17 protein-coding genes are annotated in these 19,167 nt (G+C 69.0%); 16 read left to right on the top strand and 1 reads right to left on the bottom strand.

The annotated features are described in order from the left end of the window. Positions 1–18: 18 nt before the first annotated feature. Positions 19–1,632 carry an HAD family hydrolase gene (locus KEC56_RS08225; protein WP_227530545.1) on the bottom strand — a complete coding sequence of 538 codons (1,614 nt, stop codon included), beginning with the start codon at positions 1,630–1,632 and terminating at the stop codon, positions 19–21. A 138-nt stretch (positions 1,633–1,770) separates the two neighbouring features. On the opposite strand from KEC56_RS08225, the gene KEC56_RS08220 reads away from it, so the two are divergent. The 16 genes from KEC56_RS08220 to KEC56_RS08145 all read left to right on the top strand — a co-directional run bounded on the left by KEC56_RS08220 (position 1,771) and on the right by KEC56_RS08145 (position 19,074). Continuing rightward, positions 1,771–2,784, top strand: coding sequence for a LacI family DNA-binding transcriptional regulator (locus tag KEC56_RS08220; RefSeq protein ID WP_227530544.1), 1,014 nt, complete (start codon positions 1,771–1,773; stop codon positions 2,782–2,784). 32 nt (positions 2,785–2,816) lie between these two features. Beyond that, a complete protein-coding gene (locus tag KEC56_RS08215; protein ID WP_227530543.1) occupies positions 2,817–3,485 on the top strand; it encodes an O-methyltransferase in 669 nt (222 codons plus the stop codon). 114 nt (positions 3,486–3,599) lie between these two features. Next, the gene (gene eno, locus KEC56_RS08210; RefSeq protein WP_227530542.1) at positions 3,600–4,880 is read left to right on the top strand and encodes a phosphopyruvate hydratase; all 1,281 of its coding nucleotides are present in this window, start codon (positions 3,600–3,602) and stop codon (positions 4,878–4,880) included. Between the two features lie 56 nt (positions 4,881–4,936). Then, positions 4,937–5,446 carry an FtsB family cell division protein gene (locus KEC56_RS08205; RefSeq protein ID WP_227530541.1) on the top strand — a complete coding sequence of 170 codons (510 nt, stop codon included), beginning with the start codon at positions 4,937–4,939 and terminating at the stop codon, positions 5,444–5,446. 39 nt (positions 5,447–5,485) lie between these two features. After that, positions 5,486–6,007 (top strand): DUF501 domain-containing protein, encoded by a 522-nt coding sequence (locus KEC56_RS08200; RefSeq protein ID WP_227530540.1) that lies wholly within the window; start codon positions 5,486–5,488, stop codon positions 6,005–6,007. Further along, a complete protein-coding gene (locus tag KEC56_RS08195) occupies positions 6,004–7,314 on the top strand; it encodes a S8 family serine peptidase (RefSeq protein WP_227530539.1) in 1,311 nt (436 codons plus the stop codon). The genes KEC56_RS08200 and KEC56_RS08195 overlap by 4 nt, the downstream gene beginning before the upstream one ends. A gap of 53 nt (positions 7,315–7,367) precedes the next feature. Then, on the top strand, positions 7,368–8,828 hold the full coding sequence (locus tag KEC56_RS08190) for an NAD(P)/FAD-dependent oxidoreductase (protein ID WP_227530717.1): 1,461 nt from the start codon (positions 7,368–7,370) through the stop codon (positions 8,826–8,828). 688 nt (positions 8,829–9,516) lie between these two features. After that, positions 9,517–11,382, top strand: a complete 1,866-nt coding sequence (dnaK, locus tag KEC56_RS08185; RefSeq protein WP_227530538.1) for a molecular chaperone DnaK — start codon at positions 9,517–9,519, stop codon at positions 11,380–11,382. 18 nt (positions 11,383–11,400) lie between these two features. Next, positions 11,401–11,940: a nucleotide exchange factor GrpE gene (locus KEC56_RS08180; RefSeq protein WP_227530537.1), complete on the top strand. Its 540-nt coding sequence runs from the start codon at positions 11,401–11,403 to the stop codon at positions 11,938–11,940. A gap of 3 nt (positions 11,941–11,943) precedes the next feature. Then, positions 11,944–12,831 carry a DnaJ C-terminal domain-containing protein gene (locus KEC56_RS08175; RefSeq protein WP_227530536.1) on the top strand — a complete coding sequence of 296 codons (888 nt, stop codon included), beginning with the start codon at positions 11,944–11,946 and terminating at the stop codon, positions 12,829–12,831. Further along, entirely contained in the window at positions 12,828–13,139 is a 312-nt protein-coding gene (locus KEC56_RS08170; protein ID WP_175985808.1) for a chaperone modulator CbpM, read from the top strand. The genes KEC56_RS08175 and KEC56_RS08170 overlap by 4 nt, the downstream gene beginning before the upstream one ends. Further along, a complete protein-coding gene (clpB, locus tag KEC56_RS08165) occupies positions 13,130–15,757 on the top strand; it encodes an ATP-dependent chaperone ClpB (protein WP_227530535.1) in 2,628 nt (875 codons plus the stop codon). Before KEC56_RS08170 ends, clpB begins: the two co-directional genes overlap by 10 nt. Then, a complete protein-coding gene (trxA, locus tag KEC56_RS08160; RefSeq protein ID WP_179608802.1) occupies positions 15,754–16,206 on the top strand; it encodes a thioredoxin in 453 nt (150 codons plus the stop codon). Before clpB ends, trxA begins: the two co-directional genes overlap by 4 nt. After that, a complete protein-coding gene (locus tag KEC56_RS14025; protein WP_175985811.1) occupies positions 16,203–16,463 on the top strand; it encodes a UBP-type zinc finger domain-containing protein in 261 nt (86 codons plus the stop codon). The genes trxA and KEC56_RS14025 overlap by 4 nt, the downstream gene beginning before the upstream one ends. Continuing rightward, the gene (locus KEC56_RS08150) at positions 16,460–18,172 is read left to right on the top strand and encodes an FAD-dependent oxidoreductase (RefSeq protein ID WP_227530534.1); all 1,713 of its coding nucleotides are present in this window, start codon (positions 16,460–16,462) and stop codon (positions 18,170–18,172) included. Before KEC56_RS14025 ends, KEC56_RS08150 begins: the two co-directional genes overlap by 4 nt. Beyond that, on the top strand, positions 18,169–19,074 hold the full coding sequence (locus KEC56_RS08145) for an alpha/beta fold hydrolase (protein ID WP_227530533.1): 906 nt from the start codon (positions 18,169–18,171) through the stop codon (positions 19,072–19,074). The genes KEC56_RS08150 and KEC56_RS08145 overlap by 4 nt, the downstream gene beginning before the upstream one ends. The last annotated feature ends 93 nt before the right edge of the window (positions 19,075–19,167 follow it).

Raw genomic sequence — 19,167 nt, 5'->3', positions numbered from 1 at the left:
CTCCTTCAGGGCGAGGTGTCACGGAATCGCGATGCCGACGGCGTCACGAGCGGAGGTCATGAGGTCTGCGAGGTCGCTCGCGGAGTCGACGACATCGGTCGCGAGCCCGGAGGCCGCAGCGGCGTCCAGCGCGTCGTCGTCGGTGGTGCCGCCGCGCACGAGCACCCGCCGCGCGACGTCGAGCGCCTGCGCCGCGGCCGCGTCGTTCTGCGGCTTGTCGCCGAAGAACCAGGTGCGCGAGGGGGCGGCGTCGGCGATGAGGAGCGCCTCGTCGACGATGCGCCGGTCGGGCTTGCGGAAGCCGTTCTCATCGGAGCAGACGTAGGCGGCGATGAGGTGGTCGAGGCCGTGCGCCGCGCACTCGGCGCGCACGGCACGGCCGCTGATGGTGTTCGACACGACGACGACGGTCGTGCCGTCGGCCGCGCACTGCTCGAGGAGGGCTCGGATGCCGGTGCGCAGGGTGCGCCGGCTCTTCGCGCGGCCGTATCGGAACATCAGATCGTGGGCCTCGGCCTCCAGCACGGCCCGCGCGCGCGGCGAGAGGCCGTCGCCGACGAGGTCGCGCCAGAACGTCGTGGCGTCCATCTCGCGGATGCCGTCTGGCGAGAGGCGCTCGCGCGCCTTGAACTCGCGGTGCCGGGCTCGACCGGCGGCGATGAGGCCACGGGCGCGGACGGCGTCGACGCGCTCGTCGTCGCCGTCGAGCAACCGGGCGAGGTCGACGCAGAAAGCGTCGAGCAGCGCGTCGTCCGGCGTCGACGACGAGATGACGCCGCCGTGGTCGATGAGCAGCGCGGTGCGGTCGTCGCGGGGCGCGGCGGCCGGGGCGGGAGCCGCGGCGAGCGGAGGCTCTGCGGCGCGGAGCGCCTCGTACAGGCCCTCGGGCGTGGGGAAGACGGCATCGGCGGTGTCGGCGACGCCGAAGGGCGGGTTGTCGGTGTGCTTGCTCGCGGTGAGCACGACGGCGCCGGCGCCGGCGCGGCGGCCCGCGACGACATCGCGGTCCTGCGTGTCGCCGACGTACCAGGCGTCCGCCGGGGAGACGCCGAGGGCCGCGGAGGCCAGCTCGATCATGCGCGGGTGCGGCTTGCGCATGCCGACCTCGTCGCTGTACACCTGCACGGCGAACGCGCCGGCGAGACCGTGGGCGGCGAGCAGGCGGCGGTGGCTGCGGCCCGAGTGCGCGTTGCTGACGATGCCGAGGGGGATGTTCCGCTCCCCGGCGAGGGCGAGCAGCTCGGGGATGCCGGGGCGCACCTCGTGGTCCGAGATGAGCATGTTCATGTCCTCGAGTACCTCGCCGGCCTCGGCGATGAGCAGGGCGCGGATCGGAGCGGGCAGATCGGCGGCGATGAAGTCGCCGACCACCTCGCGGTGCGTCATCTCGCGCGGCTCGAGCCGCCGGCTGGATGCGTGCTTCCAGTGGCCGAGGGCCGTGAGCGCGGCATCCAGCGATGCGCGCACGGTCACGACGTCGATGCGGCGCCCGGCGCGCTCCGCCCTGGCGACGAGGGAGGCGGCGAAGTCGTCGCGTCCCTCGATGCGCTTGCGGGTCTGGAAGATCACGCCGCCGAAGTCGAGCAGCAGTGCTCGCGGGGCGCGGCGCAGGGACAGGGGGAGGTCGGACACGTCGGCTCTTCTCGTTCGGGGTGTTCGACATCGAAGCTAGGAAGTCGCAATGTACGCACGGGCACCGCTGGATGAACGGATGTGGAACGCTCCAGCTGGAAGCATTTGGAACGCTCCAAGCGTTGATAGGACGGGATCGTGAACACGCAGACAGGACGCCGTCCGACGATCCTCGACGTCGCCGCGGCGGCCGGAGTGTCGAAATCGCTCGTCTCGCTCGCCGTGCGGGGAGACCCCGGCGTACGGGCGGAGACGCGCGCCCGCATCCTCGACACCGCCGACCGGCTGGGATACCGATCGAATCCCTGGGCGCGATCGCTCGTGCGCGGCCGCAGCCAGAGCGTCGTCGTGCTCGTCGACGACCTGCGCAGCGGGTATCACACCGACGTCGTGCACGGTGTCGAGGATGCGGCCGAGGAGAACGGCATGGCCGTCGTCATCGGCGACGGCCGCCGCGACCGGGGCGCGCTGCGCGGGCGGCTGGAGCGGCTGATGTCGCTGGGGCCGGACGGGATCGTCATCGTCTCGGGCCAGGCCGATTCCGCGATGATCGGCGAGTTCGCCGCGCGCCTCCCGCTCGTGGTCGTCGGCCGCCCGGTCGATCTGCCCGACGGTGCGGGACAGGTGTCGAACGACGACCGGATGGGCATGCGGCTCGCCGTGCACCACCTCGTCGCACTGGGGCACCGGCGCATCGCCCATCTGCCGGGGTCGCCGCGCCCGGCGGCCGTCGCGCGGCGCGAGTCGTACGAGAGGACGATGGCGGAGCTCGGCCTCGGCGCGCACGTGCGGGTGATCCCGACGGCGACGGAGCTCGTCGACGCGGTGGCGGCGGGGGAGGCCGACGCCGCGACGGCCGTGTGTTGCGCCAACGACCGCATCGCCGTCGACCTCATCGGTCGTGCGGTCGACGCCGGCGTCGACGTGCCGGGGCGGCTCAGCGTCGCCGGCTACGACAACCTCGATCTCGCCGCCCAGGTGCGGCCGGCCATCACCACCGTCGATCAGCCGCGCCGGGCGATGGGGGCGCTCGCACTGCGCCAGCTCGCCGACATGCTCGCCGACGGCGAGACACGGAGAGAGGTCGTCACACCCACGCTCGTGCTGCGCGATTCGACGAGCCCGCTGGTCGAGGATCCACCGATCGCTTGACGCCCGACGTGCGGCGCGGTTGTGTGGGGGGCATGGCCGAATCCACACCCGAGAACTGGCGCCGCACCGACGAGTTCCTCTCCGAGATGCTCGTGGGGCACGACCCGCAGCTCGAGGGTGCGCTCGCCGCGCAGCGCGCCGCCGGGCTCCCGGCCATCGAGGTCGCCCCGGTCGTCGGCAAGCTGCTGCACCTGATCGTCACGATCTCCGGCGCGCGCCGAGTGCTGGAGATCGGCACGCTGGGCGGGTATTCGACGATCTGGCTGGCGCGCGCCGTCGGCGCCGACGGCGCGGTGGTCTCGATCGAGGCGGAACCGGGCAATGCCGCGGTCGCCCGGGCGAACCTCGACGCGGCCGGCGTCGGCGACCGGGTCGCGATCCGCATCGGCCGCGGCGCCGAGGTGCTGCCGACGCTCGAGGGCGGGCCGGCCTTCGACCTGGTGTTCATCGACGCCGACAAGGAGTCGAACACGATCTACCTCGACTGGGCGGCCCGGCTCGGGCATCCCGGCACCGTGGTCATCGTGGACAACATCGGCCGCGAGGGCGAGATCGTGCGCGAGGACTCCGACGATCCCCGCGTGACCGGCACGCGTGACGGGCTGCGGATGCTGGGCGAGGACCCTCGGTTCGAGGCGACGGCCCTGCAGACGGTGGGCGCGAAGGGCTGGGACGGCGTCGCCATCGCGGTCGTGCGTTGAGCAGCGGATGACGCCCAGCGCAACCGGCATGTGCGCCGCACCGCCCCCGCACTAGACTGGGATCGGATCGACGACGCTCCACCACCATCCTCTCTCTGATCAAGGAGCACATACGTGGCACTCATCGAGGCTGTAGGCGCACGCGAGATTCTCGACTCCCGCGGCAACCCGACCGTCGAGGTGGAGGTGCTCCTCGATGACGGCATCGTCCAGCGGGCAGCCGTTCCCTCCGGCGCATCGACCGGAGCCTTCGAGGCATACGAGCTCCGCGACGGCGACAAGTCCCGCTACGGCGGCAAGGGCGTCCTGAAGGCCGTCGAGGCCGTCATCGACGAGCTGGGACCTGCTATCGAGGGCGTCGAGGCGAGTGAGCAGCGCATCGTCGACGAGATCCTCAACGAGACCGACGGCACAGACAACAAGCAGCGCACGGGCGCGAACGCCATCCTCGGCGTCAGCCTCGCGGTCGCCAAGGCCGCAGCAGACAGCGCGGACCTGCCGCTGTACCGCTACCTCGGCGGCCCCAACGCGCACGTCCTGCCCGTTCCGCTGTTCAACGTCATCAACGGCGGCGAGCACGCCGACAACGGCATCGACATGCAGGAGTTCTTCCTCGCCCCGATCGGCGCCGAGACCTACTCGGAGTCGCTGCGCTGGGGCGTGGAGACCTACCACGTGCTCCGCAGCGAGCTGAAGGCCGCCGGCTACGCGACCGGTCTCGGCGACGAGGGTGGATTCGCCCCCGACCTGCCCAGCAACCGAGAGGGCCTCGAGTTCCTCATCAAGGCGATCGAGAAGGCCGGCTTCACCCCGGGCAAGGACATCGCCCTGGGTCTCGACGTCGCCGCCACCGAGTTCTTCTCCGACGGCGTGTACCGCCTCGACAACAAGGACTGGAGCGGCCCCGAGCTCATCGAGTACTACCAGGGTCTGGTCAGAGACTTCCCGATCGTCACGATCGAGGACGCCCTCGCCGAGGACGACTGGGACAACTGGAAGCTCCTCACCGAGGCGCTCGGCTCCAAGGTGCAGCTCGTCGGCGACGACCTGTTCGTCACCAACCCGCAGCGTCTCGCCGACGGCATCCAGCGCGGTGTCGCCAACTCACTGCTGGTCAAGGTGAACCAGATCGGAACGCTCACCGAGACGTTCGACGCGGTCAGCCTCGCCCAGCGCTCCGGCTACACCGCGATGCTCTCGCACCGCTCGGGCGAGACCGAGGACACCACGATCGCCGACCTCGCGGTCGCCACGAACGCGGGTCAGATCAAGACCGGTGCGCCCGCACGGTCCGAGCGCGTCGCGAAGTACAATCAGCTTCTGCGTATCGAGGAGGACCTCGCGGACGCCGCCGTGTTCGCCGGTCGCTCGGCGTTCCCCCGGTTCCAGGGCTGAGGCCGTCGAACTGAGGCACTGAACGCCCGCACGTAGGCACGACAGAAGGGGGAACCATGACCAGGCGTCCGGTTCCCCCTTCTCGTGCGCAGGCGGCGTCCGTGCAGGCGCCGACGCGCCCTTCGCGTCGCCCTCAGGTCGATGTGCGGGACTGGGCATCCGGCATCCGCCTGTCCGGCTTCATGGTCATCATGCTCTCGCTCGTGGTGCTCGGAGCGTGGGTGCTCGTGCCGACTCTGGGCACCTACATCGATCAGCGGCAGAAGATCGCGGCCCTCGAGGCGTCCGTTCAGGTCAGCGCCGATGAGATCGAGGCTCTCGAGCAGGTGCGCGAGCGCTGGGACGACCCGGCCTACATCACCACGCAGGCGCGCGAGCGGCTGTACTACGTCAAGCCGGGCGAGGTGACCTATCTCGTCGACAACGACCTCGACCCCGCCTCGCTCCCGCAGGAGCAGGCTCCGGTGAGTGACGAGCTCGAGGAGCGGCCGGCCGATTGGATGCCCCAGCTGCTGCGGTCCGTCGCCGGCGCCGGTCTCGCTCAGAACGCGACCCCGGCGGAGTAGTCCGGGGTTTCCCAGGGTCGCCTCCCGTAGGCTGAGACGGTGACGACGCCTCCCTTCGCCCCGCCCACGCACGCCGAGATCGCCGTCGTGTCGGCGCAGCTCGGCCGTCAGGCCCGCGGCGTCGTCGGCATCGCAGCCCGATGCGTGTGCGGCAACCCGACCGTCGTCGCGACGAGTCCCCGACTCGACGACGGATCGCCGTTCCCCACGTTCTACTACCTGACCCACCCCGCGGCCACCGCGGCCATGTCGACGCTCGAGGCGACCCAGGTCATGCCGGAGCTCGCCGCCCTGCTCGCTGACGACGAGGACGTCGCCGCCGCCTACCGCACTGCCCACGAGGCGTACCTGCACGACCGCGCGCAGTTCGGCGAGGTTCCCGAGCTCGACGGCATCTCCGCGGGCGGCATGCCGACGCGCGTCAAGTGCCTGCATGCCCTCGCCGGTCATGCGCTCGCCGCGGGCCCCGGAGTCAACCCCATCGGGGATGCCGCGCTCGAGCGCTCGAGCTGGTCACCCGAGCGCTGCCAGTGCGAGGACCCGGGGGCTGCGACGCGATGACCTGGAAGGCGATGCTGCGCGGCACCGTCGCAGCCGCGGGGGTCGCGGCATCCATTCTGCTCACCGCAGCCGCACCGACGCCTTCGCCGTCGCCGACCTCGCCGATCCCGGACGACCCGACCGATCCTGTCCGTGCCCTGGAGTACTGGCTCGACGGCGCGGGCATCCGCGAGGCGTGGCAGACCACACGGGGCAAGGGCGTGACGATCGCCGTCATCGACACGGGGATCGGCAAAGCGCCCTCCGCATTCGGGGACGCCGTCGTCGGCGGCACCGACGTGTCGGGCAGCGGCTCACCCGACGGGCGCTCGCCGGTGGGAGTCGTCGACCGCGACCACGGCTCGTGGGTCGCATCCCTCGCCGCCGGTCGAGGCAAGGCCGACGGCTCGGGCATGATCGGCGTCGCCCCGGAGGCGGACCTGCTGTCCGTCTCGATCGGTTTCGGCGCCGCGGCATCCGTGCCGTTCGTCGATCAGGTCGCCGACGGCATCCGCTGGGCGGTCGACAACGGGGCCGACATCATCAACATGTCGTTCACGACGAACACCCTCGACTGGGATGAGAGCTGGGACGACGCGTTCCTGTACGCCTACGAGCACGATGTCGTGGTCGTCGTCGCCGCCGGCAACCGCGGCAGCGGCACGTCGATGATCGGTGCTCCTGCGACGATCCCGGGTGTCCTGACGGTCGGCGGCGTCGACCAGACCGGCACCGCGAGCGTCGAGGCGTCGACGCAGGGCATCACGATCGGCATCGCGGCGCCCAGCGAGGGGCTGATCGGCGTGTCGGCCGACGGCGAACTGGCGCGGTGGCGTGGTACGAGCGGCGCAGCACCGATCGTCGCCGGCGCGGCCGCGCTCGTGCGCGCGGCCCATCCCGAACTGGATGCCGCGAACGTCATCAACCGGATCATCAAGACCGCGATCCCCGTCGAGGGCGTCGAGCAGCTTCCCGACCCGCTCTACGGGTACGGGCTGCTCGACGCGGCAGCCGCGGTCGAGGCATCCGTCGCGCACGTCGACGAGAACCCGATGGGCGATCTCGCCGAATGGGTGCGCCTCTACCGCCGTGCCGACGTCGCACCGGCTCCGGAGCCCGAGGTCACGCCCGTCCAGGTCGCCCCGCTCCCGGCAGCGGATCCGCCGTCCGAGGCGGGTTCCCCGCTCGTTCCGAGCATCGATTCACTGCGGTACGGTACCCTGCCGCTCATCGTGCTCACAGTCCCTGGTATTCTTGTAGGGCTAGGCGTCACCGCAGCTGCCCGGCGTATTCGATCGGCGCGCAAGCAAAGCACGCCAGCAGCCTGACGAGGAGTTGTCCTTCTGTGCCTGAGAACAGCACTGTGACCGTGAACAACAGCGTGCCCAAGATTCTGATCGTCGGTGGCGGTTACGCAGGCTTCTACACGGCGTGGAAGCTCGAGAAGCACCTCCGCAAGCGCGAGGCCGAGGTCACCATGGTCGACCCGCTTCCATACATGACCTATCAGCCGTTCCTGCCCGAGGTCGCGGCGGGTTCGATCGAGGCCCGGCACGCACTCGTGGCGCACCGCCGCCATCTGGGGCGCACGAACGTCATCACCGCCAAGGTGACCGGCATCGACCACGCGAACAAGGTCGCGACGATCACGCCGCCGTTGGGCGAGCCGTACGAGTTCGCGTACGACCAGATCGTCGTCACCGCGGGCGCCGTCTCGCGCACCTTCCCGATCCCCGGCATCGCCGACAACGCCATCGGGCTGAAGACCATCGAAGAGGCCGTCGCGGTCCGCGACAAGCTCATGTCGAACTTCGACAAGGCCGCGGCTCTGCCCGCCGGACCCGAGCGCGACCGCCTGCTGACCGTCGTCGTCGTCGGCGGCGGTTTCGCCGGCATCGAGGTGTTCGCCGAGCTCCGCTCGCTCGCTTCGTCGCTCGTGGGCAAGTACCCGCAGCTCAGCTTCGAGGACACCCACTTCCACCTCATCGAGGCCATGGGTCGCATCATGCCCGAGGTCTCGCAGAAGACCAGCGAGTGGGTGCTCAAGGACCTCGCCAAGCGCGGTGCGTACGTGCACCTCGATACGCAGGTGCAGGGCGCTGAGGGCGGCAACGTCGCACTCTCCACCGGTGAGGTCATCCCGACCGACCTCATCATCTGGACCGCGGGCGTCATGGCCAACCCCACCGTCGTGCGCGGCGGAGATCTTCCCGCAGAGGAGCGCGGCCGCATCCAGACCCGTGCCGACCTGCGCGTAGGCACGGCGGAAGCCTTCGTCGAAGGCGCGTGGGCGGCCGGCGACGTCTCGGCCGTCCCTGACCTGTCTGGCGGCGGCGTCGGCGGGTACTGCGTTCCCAACGCTCAGCACGCCGTGCGCCAGGCCAAGCGCCTCGCCAAGAACCTCACCGCCGTGCTGCGCGGCGAGGAGACCAAGGACTACTTCCACAAGAACCTCGGCGCCGTCGCGGGCCTGGGCCTCTACAACGGTGTCTTCCAGTCGGGCAACCTCGCGCTCAAGGGCTTCGTCGCCTGGATCGCGCACCGCGGCTACCACGGCCTCGCGATGCCGACGTGGGAGCGCAAGTGGCGCGTGCTCTGGGGCTGGTGGAACAACCTGTGGCTGGGGCGCGACCTCGTCAACCTCGAGACGGTGCAGCACCCGCGCCGCGTCTTCGAGGAGTTCGCCGCGCGTCCGCGCCCGGCGGCCGATGCCGCTCCCGCAGCGAAGCCCGCCGAGAAGCCCGCAGCCGAGAAGCCCCCTGTGAAGAAGGCTCCGGCGAAGAAGGCTCCCGCGAAGCCCGCCGTCTCGGCCGCCGAGGCGGCGAAGGCTGCTTCGAAGTAGAGCCCGACAACGCAGAAACCGCCCTCCCCCGCAGGGGAGAGGGCGGTTTCTGCGTTCTCGGCGGTCGGCACCCCCACTGGGACTCGAACCCAGACTGAAGCGATTCCGGCTCGGAAAAGCGGGTCAGGCCCCGTTCGTCAGGCAAATGCCTTGCGTAATGTCTACGTGGGGTCCATGCTGGCAACAGAACGAGTTTCGTCTCGCGGACTCGGCCGATGCCCGGCCGGGCAGCGCGAGACGATGCGCCGCACGGTGGTTCAGCGACTCAGCGTAAATGTGGAGGTGGTGAGATGGCGACCTCAAGTGCGGACCTGAGCATCGCTGAGCAGATGGATCCGCGCTCGATGTCGGAGTCCATCGAGCTTCGTGGGCGGCCAGCCGCTCACCGTCCGCGCGGTGAGCGGCCCAGTCCGCGACCGCCGGCGCGAAGTGGTTCACCGCCGAACGCCCCCCACGGGCAATTCATGCGGCCGCTGGGACTGGCGCCCGGCATCGACAGCGTCACCGCCAGTCGCGACCTAGGCGCCTGCGGGTGGTGACGCCCATCGAGCAGCGCGCCGTCCAGAAGGATCCCCCTGAAGCAGCCTGCTTCCTGACTCTGGGCAATCAGCCCTGCGCCTGCGTCGATCCTGGCGCTCTTTGACGACCCCTGAAACGTGTCTCACGTGACAAGAAAGGAACAACCATCATGGCCAAGGCAGTAGGAATCGATCTGGGGACCACGAACTCCGTTATCGCCGTCTGGGAGGCCGGCGAGGGGAAGGTCATCCCGAACGCGGAGGGAGCCCGCACTACCCCGTCGGTGGTCGCTTTCACCGAGGACGGTGAACGGCTGGTGGGGCAGCTTGCCCGCCGGCAGAGCATCCTCAACCCGAAGGGCACCATCTCGTCCGCCAAGCGGTTCATCGGCCGGTCCTTCGACGAGATCAAGGAGGAAGCCAACGCCGTCGGGTTCGACGTCGTTGAAGGCCCCAACGGCGAAGCACGGTTCAACATCCGCGGCAAGCAGTACGCGCCGGAGGAGATCAGCGCCCAGGTGCTGCGCAAGCTCGTCGACGACGCCAGCAAGTTCCTCGGTGAGAAAGTGACCGAGGCTGTCATCACCGTTCCCGCGTACTTCAACGACGCCCAACGCACCGCGACCAAGGACGCCGGACGCATCGCCGGGCTTGAGGTGCTGCGCATCATCAACGAGCCCACCGCCGCCGCACTGGCGTACGGAATGGACAAGAAGAACCACGAGACCATCCTGGTGTTCGACCTCGGTGGCGGCACGTTCGATGTCAGCCTCCTCGACGTGGGCGACGGGGTCGTCGAAGTGCGATCCACCGCCGGTGACACCCACCTGGGCGGCGACGACTTCGACCGCCGCCTGGTGGACTACTTTGCCGAAGAGTTCAAGAAAGAGAACGGCATCGACCTGCGCAACGACCCGCAGGCGCTGCAGCGACTGTTCGAGGCGGCCGAGAAGGCGAAGGTCGAGCTCAGCTCGGTGTCCCAGACCCAGGTCAGCCTGCCCTTCATCACCGCCGACGCCAGCGGTCCCAAGCACCTCACCATGACCGTGAAGCGGTCCAAGTTCGAAGACCTCACCGCTGACCTCGTTGAGCGGTGCCTCGGTCCGGTGCGTCAGGCGATGGCCGACGCGAAGGTCAGCGAGAACGATATCGACGAGGTCATCCTCGTGGGCGGTTCCACCCGCATCCCCGCGGTCCAAGCGCTCGTGAAGCGGCTCACCGGCGGCAAGGACCCGAACATGACGGTGAACCCCGATGAGGTGGTCGCTGTGGGAGCCGCCATCCAGGCGGGCGTCCTCAAGGGCGACGTCGACGACGTGCTGCTGCTGGATGTCACCCCGCTGTCGCTGGGTGTGGAGACCCGCGGTGGCGTGATGACGAAGATCATCGAACGCAACACCACCATCCCCGCCCGACGCAGCGAGGTGTTCTCCACGGCCGAAGACAACCAGCCGTCGGTGGACATCGTCGTCCTGCAGGGCGAGCGGGAGAACGCCGCAGACAACCGGGTGCTGGGTCGGTTCCAGCTCACCGGCATCCGCCCCGCTCCTCGCGGTGAGGCGCAGGTCGAGGTCACCTTCGACATCGACGCGAACGGCATCCTGCACGTGACGGCGAAGGACAAGGACACCGGCACCGAGCAGGGCATCACCATCAGCGACACCTCGAATCTGGACCAGGGCGAGATCGACCGGATGATCAAGGAAGCCGAGCAGCACCGTGCTGACGACCAGGCGCTGCGGCAGGCCGTCGACGCCCGCAACGAGCTGGACTCCGCCGCCTACCAGGTCGAGCGGGTGCTGCGTGAGCTCGGCGACGCTGCGCCGGAGCACGAGCGTGCCCGCGCGGAGCTGCTCATCACGCAGGCCCGCGAGGCAGTGCAGAACAACGTCGGCGAGCAGGAAGCGAAAGAGCGCACCGGCGAGCTGCTGCAGGTTGCGCAGTCCCTTGCTGCGGCCCGCGCGAACGCCAGCCACGCTGAGCAGCCCGCTCAGGACGACGAAGACGACGTCGTCGACGCCGAATTCGACAAGTAGCACGGAGGGAGGATCGCGATGGTCGAGGAGCAGAACGAGGACGCGCGGGCCGTGGACCTGCTGAACGACGACCTCACCGACGTGTCCCCGGAGGAGATCCGCGCCGCGCAGGCAGCGCTCGCTGCCCAGTTGGAGACGGCCGAGGACCGGTGGCGCCGGGCGGCGGCGGACTACGACAACCTCCGCAAAAGGATGGCGCGCGAGATCGAGACCGTCCGCGAGCAGGAGCGGCGGCACACCGCCAAAGCCTTCTTGCCCGTCGTCGACGGTCTGGACCGAGCGCTCAGCTTCGGGGTGGACCTTGACGAGGGCGTTCTGGGCGGCATGCAGGCCGTCCGGGCGCAGGCCGCTGATGCGTTGCGCGCACTCGGGTACCCCGAGATTGTCATCGACGGTGCGGAGTTCGACCCGCAGCTGCACGAGGCGGTCTCCGTCGTCGAGGATGCCAGCGTCCCGCCGCGCAGCATCCTCGCCGTCACTCGCCCCGGGTTCGGAACGCCTGAGCGGATGCTGCGACCGGCTGCGGTCGTGGTCACCCGCAGACCGGATGAGGAGTAGGAGATGGCGGAGGATCTCTACAGCGCGCTGGGGGTCTCCCGGTCGGCGGATCAGAAGGAGATCCGCCGCGCCTACCGGGAGAAGGCCCGCAAGTTCCACCCGGACGTCAACAAGACCCCGGGGGCGGAGGAGACCTTCAAACGGATCAGCGAAGCCCACGATGTGCTGTCGGACCCGGAAACCCGCTCACAGTACGACCGGTTCGGTGAGAACTTCCGGCAGTACGCTGCCGCGGACGCGGCTCGCTCCTCCGAGCAGCCGCGCCGCAGCGGCGGCACCCGATACACGTGGAGCGGGGGCGGCGCGCAGAGCGTGAACTGGGAGGACCTCTTCGGGGGCGGCTTCGGTGGTTTCGGTCGCGGCGCCGACCACACCGCGGAGCTTGAGATCACCGTCGAGGAGGCCTACCGGGGCGGGCGGCGCACCGTGCAGGTCGCGTCCCCGTACGGCGGCGCGCAGGAGTACACCATCGACATCCCAGCGGGCGCTGTCGACGGGCAGCGGCTGCGGATCGCGGGTGCAGGCGGAGCGGGCGCCGACGGACAGGACGGGGACCTGCTGGTCACGCTGCGCGTGAAGGACAGTAAGCGGTACCGGCTCAGCGGCGCGGACATCGAAACGGACCTTCCCATCTCACCGTGGGAGGCGGCGCTGGGCGCGGATGTCAGCGTGCCCACCCCCGGCGGCCCGGTCACCGTGCACGTTCCGCCCGGCTCGTCCACGGGCAGGCGGCTCCGCCTGCGCGGGCAGGGGATGCCCCGCCCAGGACAGCCGGGAGACCTGTATGCGCGGGTGAAGGTCGTCGTTCCGCGCACTCTCAGCAAGAAGGAGAAGGAGCTGTTCGAACAGCTCCGCGACGAATCGTCGTTTGATGCCAGGAGAGGATCATGACCTCACATCACCTGCCCGTCCGTGTCGCCCGGGCCGACCTGGCGGCGACCGCTGTGGCCGCAGGTATCCACCCGGATACGCTGCGGAAGTTCGTCGAGCTGGGGCTGGTCACCGCCCACGTCGACACCAGCGGCCGGCTGTGGTTCGCCCGTACCGTCCCCGCCAGCGTGCGCACCATCGTGCGTCTGCACTCCGATCTTGCCGTCAACTACGCCGGCATCGCACTCGTGCTCGACCTGCTCGCCCGCATCGAGCAGCTCGAGCAGCACCGGACCATCCGACTTGAAGGAGACACCCCATGGACATGAACTCACTCACTCAGAAGTCGCAGGAAGCGCTCACCTCGGCCCAGAGCATCGCGGTCCTGGCCGGTCAGATCGAGACGGACGAGGAGCATCTCCTGCTCGCACTGCTGCAGCAGGAGGAGGGGCTGGTTCCCCGACTGCTGCAGACAGCGGGTGCTGACGTGGAAGCGGTACGCGCCGACGTCGAAGCGGAGATCGCCCGCAAGCCCAGCGTCTCCGGGTCCTCCCCGCAGACCGGTCAGGTGTACCTGAGCCGCAGCCTCACCTCCACCCTGGAACGGGCGGAGCGGGAGGCAAAGCGGCTGAAAGACTCCTACATCTCCGTGGAGCATCTCGTTCTGGCCCTCGCCGACGACTCCTCCAACCGTGCCGCGTCCCGCGTGCTGCGCGGGCACGGTGTCACCCGGGAGAGCTTCCTCAGCGCGCTCACCAAGATCCGCGGCAACCAGCACGTCAACTCCGCCACCCCCGAGCAGACGTACGAGGCGTTGGAGAAGTACGGCCGTGACCTGGTCGCTGACGCCCGGTTGGGCAAGCTTGACCCGGTCATCGGGCGTGATGCGGAGATCCGCCGGGTCATCCAGATCCTCTCCCGCAAGACCAAGAACAACCCCGTCCTCATCGGCGAGCCCGGTGTCGGAAAGACCGCCATCGTGGAGGGCCTTGCCCAGCGGATCTTGAGTGAGGACGTGCCCGAGGGCCTTCGCGACAAGACCGTGTTCTCGCTGGACCTGTCTGCCCTGGTCGCCGGCGCGAAGTACCGGGGCGAGTTCGAGGAGCGAATGAAGGCAGTACTGGCGGAGGTGAAGGCAGCGGAGGGACGCATCCTGCTGTTCATCGACGAGCTGCACACCCTGGTGGGGGCGGGAGCCACCGAAGGGGCGATGGACGCCGGCAACATGCTCAAGCCGATGCTCGCCCGCGGGGAGCTGCACCTCATCGGTGCCACCACCCTCGATGAGTACCGCAAGCACATCGAGAAGGACGCTGCCCTGGAACGCCGGTTCCAGACGGTGATGGTCGAGGAGCCCGACGTGGAGGACGCGATCTCCATCCTCCGCGGCCTGCGCGAACGGCTGGAGATCTTCCACGGTGTCCGCATCCAGGACAGCGCATTGGTCGCTGCCGCCGTGCTGTCCCACCGGTACATCTCCGACCGGTTCCTGCCCGACAAGGCCATCGACCTCATCGACGAAGCCTGCGCGCGACTGCGAACCGAGATCGACTCGATGCCCGCTGAGCTCGACGAGCTGACCCGGCGGGTGACCCGCCTGGAGATCGAGGAAGCGGCGTTGTCGAAGGAAACGGACCCTGCCAGCAAGAAACGGCTGGAGGAGCTGCGCCGGGAACTGACCGACCTGAAGGCGGAGGCGGACTCCAAGCGCGCCCAGTGGGAGGCGGAGCGTCAAGCGATCCGCAAGGTCCAGGAGCTGCGCAGTGAGCTGGAGCGGCTGCGCCGGGAGGCGGAGGAAGCTGAGCGCTCCTACGACCTCAACCGTGCCGCTGAACTGCGGTACGGGGCCATCGCTGACGCGGAACGACGCCTGCGCGCCGAGGAGGAGCGTCTCACCTCCAAACAAGGCGGGCAGCGGCTGCTGCGGGAGGTGGTCACCGAGGACGAGATCGCCGAGATCGTCGCAGCGTGGACGGGGATCCCTGTGGCCCGGCTGCAGGAAGGTGAACGCAACAAGATCCTCACCCTGGACGCCACCCTCAAGGAGCGGGTGGTCGGTCAGGATGAGGCCATCACGCTCGTCAGCGACGCGATTATCCGTGCCCGCTCCGGCATCCGCGACCCGCGCCGGCCCATCGGCTCGTTCATCTTCCTCGGCCCCACCGGAGTGGGAAAGACCGAACTGGCCAAAGCGCTCGCGCAAGCACTGTTCGACAGCGAGTCCGCCATGGTCCGGCTGGACATGAGCGAATACCAGGAACGTCACACCGTCAGCCGGCTCGTCGGTGCACCTCCCGGGTATGTCGGGTACGACGAGGGAGGGCAGCTGACCGAGGCGGTGCGCCGTCACCCGTACAGCGTGGTCCTTTTCGACGAGATCGAAAAAGCGCACCCGGACGTGTTCAACACGCTGCTGCAGGTCCTCGACGACGGCCGCATCACCGACAGCCAGGGACGCACCGTCGACTTCCGCAACACCATCATCATCATGACCTCCAACATCGGTGCCCATCACCTGTTGGGCTCTGATGGCGGCGCGATCCCCGACGACGTGCGAAACCGTGTGCTCGGTGAGCTGCGCGCCCATTTCCGTCCCGAGTTCCTCAACCGGGTGGACGACATCGTGGTGTTCTCGCCGCTGGGTCGTGAACAGATCCAGGACATCGTGGAGCTGCAGTTCACCGAGCTGCGCTCCCGGCTGGCCGAGCGTCAGATCCGCATCGAGCTGACGCCCGCGGCACGCCAGCTCATCGCCGACCGCGGCTACGACCCCGTGTATGGTGCGCGTCCGCTGCGACGCTACATCAGCCATGAGATCGAGACCCGGCTGGGTCGTGCGCTGCTGAGCGGGCAGGTGATGGACGGGTCGACGGTCACTCTGGACGTGCAGGACGGCGACCTCGTCTTCAACGTCGCAGCGCCCGCCGAAGAGGAGGACACGGCGTGAGCGCGATTGTCACCTGCCCCAACTGCGGGAAGAAGAACCGAGTCCCCGCCGCCGCGTCGGGGTATCCGCGCTGCGGCGTCTGCAAGAGCGCCGTGCCGTGGATCGTCGATGCGGGCGATGCGGACTTCGCCGCGGTGGTCGAGCAGGCCCCGCAAGTGGTGCTCGTGGACTTGTGGGCGACCTGGTGCGGACCGTGCCGGATGGTCAGCCCTGCTCTCGAGAAGGTCGCCACGGAACGTGCCGGCAAGCTCAAGCTGGTGAAAGTGGACGTGGACGCCGCGCCGGAGACGGCCCGCAAGTTCTCCGTCCAGGCGGTGCCGACCCTGCTCATCCTCAACCAAGGGAACGTGCTCTCCCGCCAATCCGGAGCCGCCCCGCCGGACGTGCTGCTGCGTTGGGTGGACGAGGCGCTGCAGAAGAAGGCTGACTCGGCCGCCGGTGCCCCATGAGATACGTCGACCCACACGTCCCGCTCATCCGCCCGGTCCGTCCCCGGACACCCGGCTCATGTGAGGACTGCGTGGCGGCCGGCACGCCCTGGGTGCACCTGCGGATGTGCCGCACCTGCGGTAAGGTCGGGTGCTGCGACTCCTCCCCGATGCGGCACGCCCGCACGCATGCGCTCACGGCGGGGCACCCCATCGTGCGGTCGCTGGAGCTGGGGGAGAACTGGAGCTGGTGCTACGTGGACGAAGCGTACATATGAGTGACACGCCCGCCGCCAACCGCAGCCAGGCCGCTCAGGCCGAGACGCCTGACACCATCGGCGCCTTCCCGCGGCTCAGCGACGAGCAGATCGCGGTGCTGCTCGTACGAGGGCAGCGCCGCACACTCACCGACGGGGAGGTTCTCATCCAGCCCGGCGAGCACCCGTCCTCCCTCTATGTCGTCCTGGAAGGGCACCTGCTGACGGCGGACACCGAACTTGCGGCGGATCCGCGTCACTCCGATGAGCCGTTGGCGGTCGAGGTGCACGGCCGCGGCCGGTTCGTAGGGGATGTCGGGCTGCTGGAAGGACAGCCGTCCTTCGTATTCGTCTCCGCCATCGGCGCCGCCGAGGTGGTGGAGGTGCCCGTCGATGAGCTGGAGGCCATCGTCACCTCGGACCCGCTGTTGGGTGAGATCATCCTGCGGGCCTACCTCATCCGCCGCTCCCTGGCCATCGGGGCGGGAGCGGGCCTGCGGATCGTCGGCTCCTGCTTCTCCCCGCAGACCCGGGATCTGCTGGACTTCATCGCACGAAACCGGCTGCCCCACCGGCTGGTGGACCTGGATGAGGACGAGAAAGCGGAGGCGCTGGTCCGACAGCTCGGCGCCACCGTCGCCGACTTCCCGCTGGTGATCCTCGGCGGCTCACGCACCGTCCTGGGTGCCACCCCGGCACGGCTTGCCGAAGAGTTGGGGATGCGCCCGCCCGCCCCGCCGGCAACCTGCGATGTGGTGGTCGTCGGCGCTGGGCCGGCTGGTCTTGCCGCGGCGGTGTACGCAGCCTCCGATGGGTTGTCGGTCTACCTGTGCGACGCGGTCGCCACCGGCGGACAGGCGGGAACGTCAGCGAAGATCGAGAACTATCTGGGGTTTCCGGCCGGAATCTCCGGCGCTGAGCTCGCCGACCGCAGCCTCCTGCAAGTGCGCAAGTTCGGTGCCACGTTGGACATCCCGACCAAGGTCCAGGAGGTCGTGGAGGATGAGGACCGCTTCCGGGTGATCTTCGAAGATGGCAGGGAGGTCACCTCAGATGTGGTGGTCCTTGCGACCGGGGTGCGATACCGCTCGCTTCCCGCCGCGGGGCTGGACCGGTTCCAGACCTCGAACGTGTTCTACGCGGCAACAGCGCAGGAAGCGCGGATCTGCGTAGACACACCTGTCGCTGTTGTGGGCGGCGGCAACTCCGCCGGCCAGGCCGCACTGTTTCTTGCCCGCACGTCCTCCCGTGTGCACCTTGTGGTGCGCGCCGCGGACCTGGGAGCGGGAATGTCCAGATACCTGGTGGACCAGATCCAACATCACCCCCGTATCAACGTTCTGCTGTCCGCGGAGGTCGTGGAAGCGCACGGCGGCAACCATTTGGAAGCGGTCACAGTCCGTCACGGTGACGTGCTGGAGAAGCTCCCCGTGGGGCACGTGTTCGTCTTCATCGGCGCCGCTCCGGCGACGACGGGATTGAAGGTCGATGTGGCACGCGATCCCGACGGGTACATCCTCACCGGCGCGGAGGCGGAACTGGCCGGCGCGCGGACGGAAGGAAGCCCGCGCTTCTCGTTGGAGACCACCATCCCCGGGGTCTTCGCTATCGGCGATGTGCGGCACGGGTCTGTGAGGCGAATGACCTCGGCTGTGGGTGAGGGCGCCAGTGTGGTCCGGCAGATCCACGAGTACCTGAACGAGGGTCGTCACAGTCGGGTGGTCGCATGAGCCCCGACATCCAGGGACACCTGACGCCGCACGCCACCCCGAACCCGGCAGTCGTGGGAGAACCCGCGGATCCTCCGGTGGCCCATGCGGGCGTAGCGGGCAAGATCCGCTCGACGTTGCGTCGGATGAGGTGGTTTCGCCGCATGCCGGTGCTGCACATCGCCGAGGAACGCGGCGAGGGCCCGACAGTGCTGCTGCTGCACGGTATCGCGTCCTCGTCGGTGACGTTTCACCACGTGATCCCGCTGCTCGAGCGCACCCACCGGTGCATCGCCATCGACCTGCTCGGCTTCGGCGAGTCGCCGGCCCCGGAGTGGGCCGATTACTCCCTGGCCGACCATGTCGCCGCTATCGAGCGGACGGTCGCCTCGCTGCGGCTGCGGGAGCCGTTCACTGTGGTCGGGCACTCTATGGGCGCCCTCATCGGCGCCCGGTACGCCGCCCGGCGGCAAAAGCGAGTCGCGAAGCTCGTGATGGTCAGCCCACCTATCTATCTCGCACCCCACGAAATCGGGGACGTCATCGAGCGGGCACGGATGGACTTCTACCTGCGGCTCTACGAGTACCTCCGCACGAACCGGGAGTTCACCCTCCGGCATGCTGCGCTGGTACAGCGGCTGCTGCCCATCCCCAAAGCTGTCGATATCACTGAACGCAACTGGGAGCCGTTCATCAAGTCGTTGCAGCACTCCATCGAGTCACAGACCACGCTCAGCGACATCGCCCGTGTCAAAGCCCCCATCGACGTCATCATGGGCGACCTCGACGAGTTCCGCTCCGAAGCCGTGCTGCGCATCGTGGAGCGGATGAGGGGGGTCACCGTCCGGCGTGTGCGGGCGACGAACCACCTCATCGGCAAACGACTCGCGCGAGCCGTCGCCGAGGCGGCGGTGACAGCATGACGATTTCGCCAAGAAAGCAGATTGTAGTACGAGAAATAACCAGATGAAGGGGTCAAAAACGATGGCGCTCTCGCGTGGAGAGTGCTAATTTAA

The organism is Microbacterium tenebrionis (genome assembly GCF_020682665.1).
GTDB classification, from domain to species: domain Bacteria; phylum Actinomycetota; class Actinomycetes; order Actinomycetales; family Microbacteriaceae; genus Microbacterium; species Microbacterium tenebrionis.
The sequence above is the reverse complement of the archived record's forward strand: the minus strand, read 5'-3'. Positions and strand labels throughout refer to the sequence as shown.

What these genes read in the sequence shown, in the direction of transcription:
- dnaK (WP_227530538.1), top strand. Translation starts at nt 9,517, where the DNA reads ATGGCCAAGGCAGTAGGAATCGATCTGGGGACCACGAACTCCGTTATC.
- KEC56_RS08205 (WP_227530541.1), top strand. Translation starts at nt 4,937, where the DNA reads ATGACCAGGCGTCCGGTTCCCCCTTCTCGTGCGCAGGCGGCGTCCGTG.
- KEC56_RS08145 (WP_227530533.1), top strand. Translation starts at nt 18,169, where the DNA reads ATGAGCCCCGACATCCAGGGACACCTGACGCCGCACGCCACCCCGAAC.
- KEC56_RS08195 (WP_227530539.1), top strand. Translation starts at nt 6,004, where the DNA reads ATGACCTGGAAGGCGATGCTGCGCGGCACCGTCGCAGCCGCGGGGGTC.
- KEC56_RS08180 (WP_227530537.1), top strand. Translation starts at nt 11,401, where the DNA reads ATGGTCGAGGAGCAGAACGAGGACGCGCGGGCCGTGGACCTGCTGAAC.
- KEC56_RS08150 (WP_227530534.1), top strand. Translation starts at nt 16,460, where the DNA reads ATGAGTGACACGCCCGCCGCCAACCGCAGCCAGGCCGCTCAGGCCGAG.
- KEC56_RS08215 (WP_227530543.1), top strand. Translation starts at nt 2,817, where the DNA reads ATGGCCGAATCCACACCCGAGAACTGGCGCCGCACCGACGAGTTCCTC.
- KEC56_RS08170 (WP_175985808.1), top strand. Translation starts at nt 12,828, where the DNA reads ATGACCTCACATCACCTGCCCGTCCGTGTCGCCCGGGCCGACCTGGCG.
- clpB (WP_227530535.1), top strand. Translation starts at nt 13,130, where the DNA reads ATGGACATGAACTCACTCACTCAGAAGTCGCAGGAAGCGCTCACCTCG.
- KEC56_RS08175 (WP_227530536.1), top strand. Translation starts at nt 11,944, where the DNA reads ATGGCGGAGGATCTCTACAGCGCGCTGGGGGTCTCCCGGTCGGCGGAT.
- KEC56_RS14025 (WP_175985811.1), top strand. Translation starts at nt 16,203, where the DNA reads ATGAGATACGTCGACCCACACGTCCCGCTCATCCGCCCGGTCCGTCCC.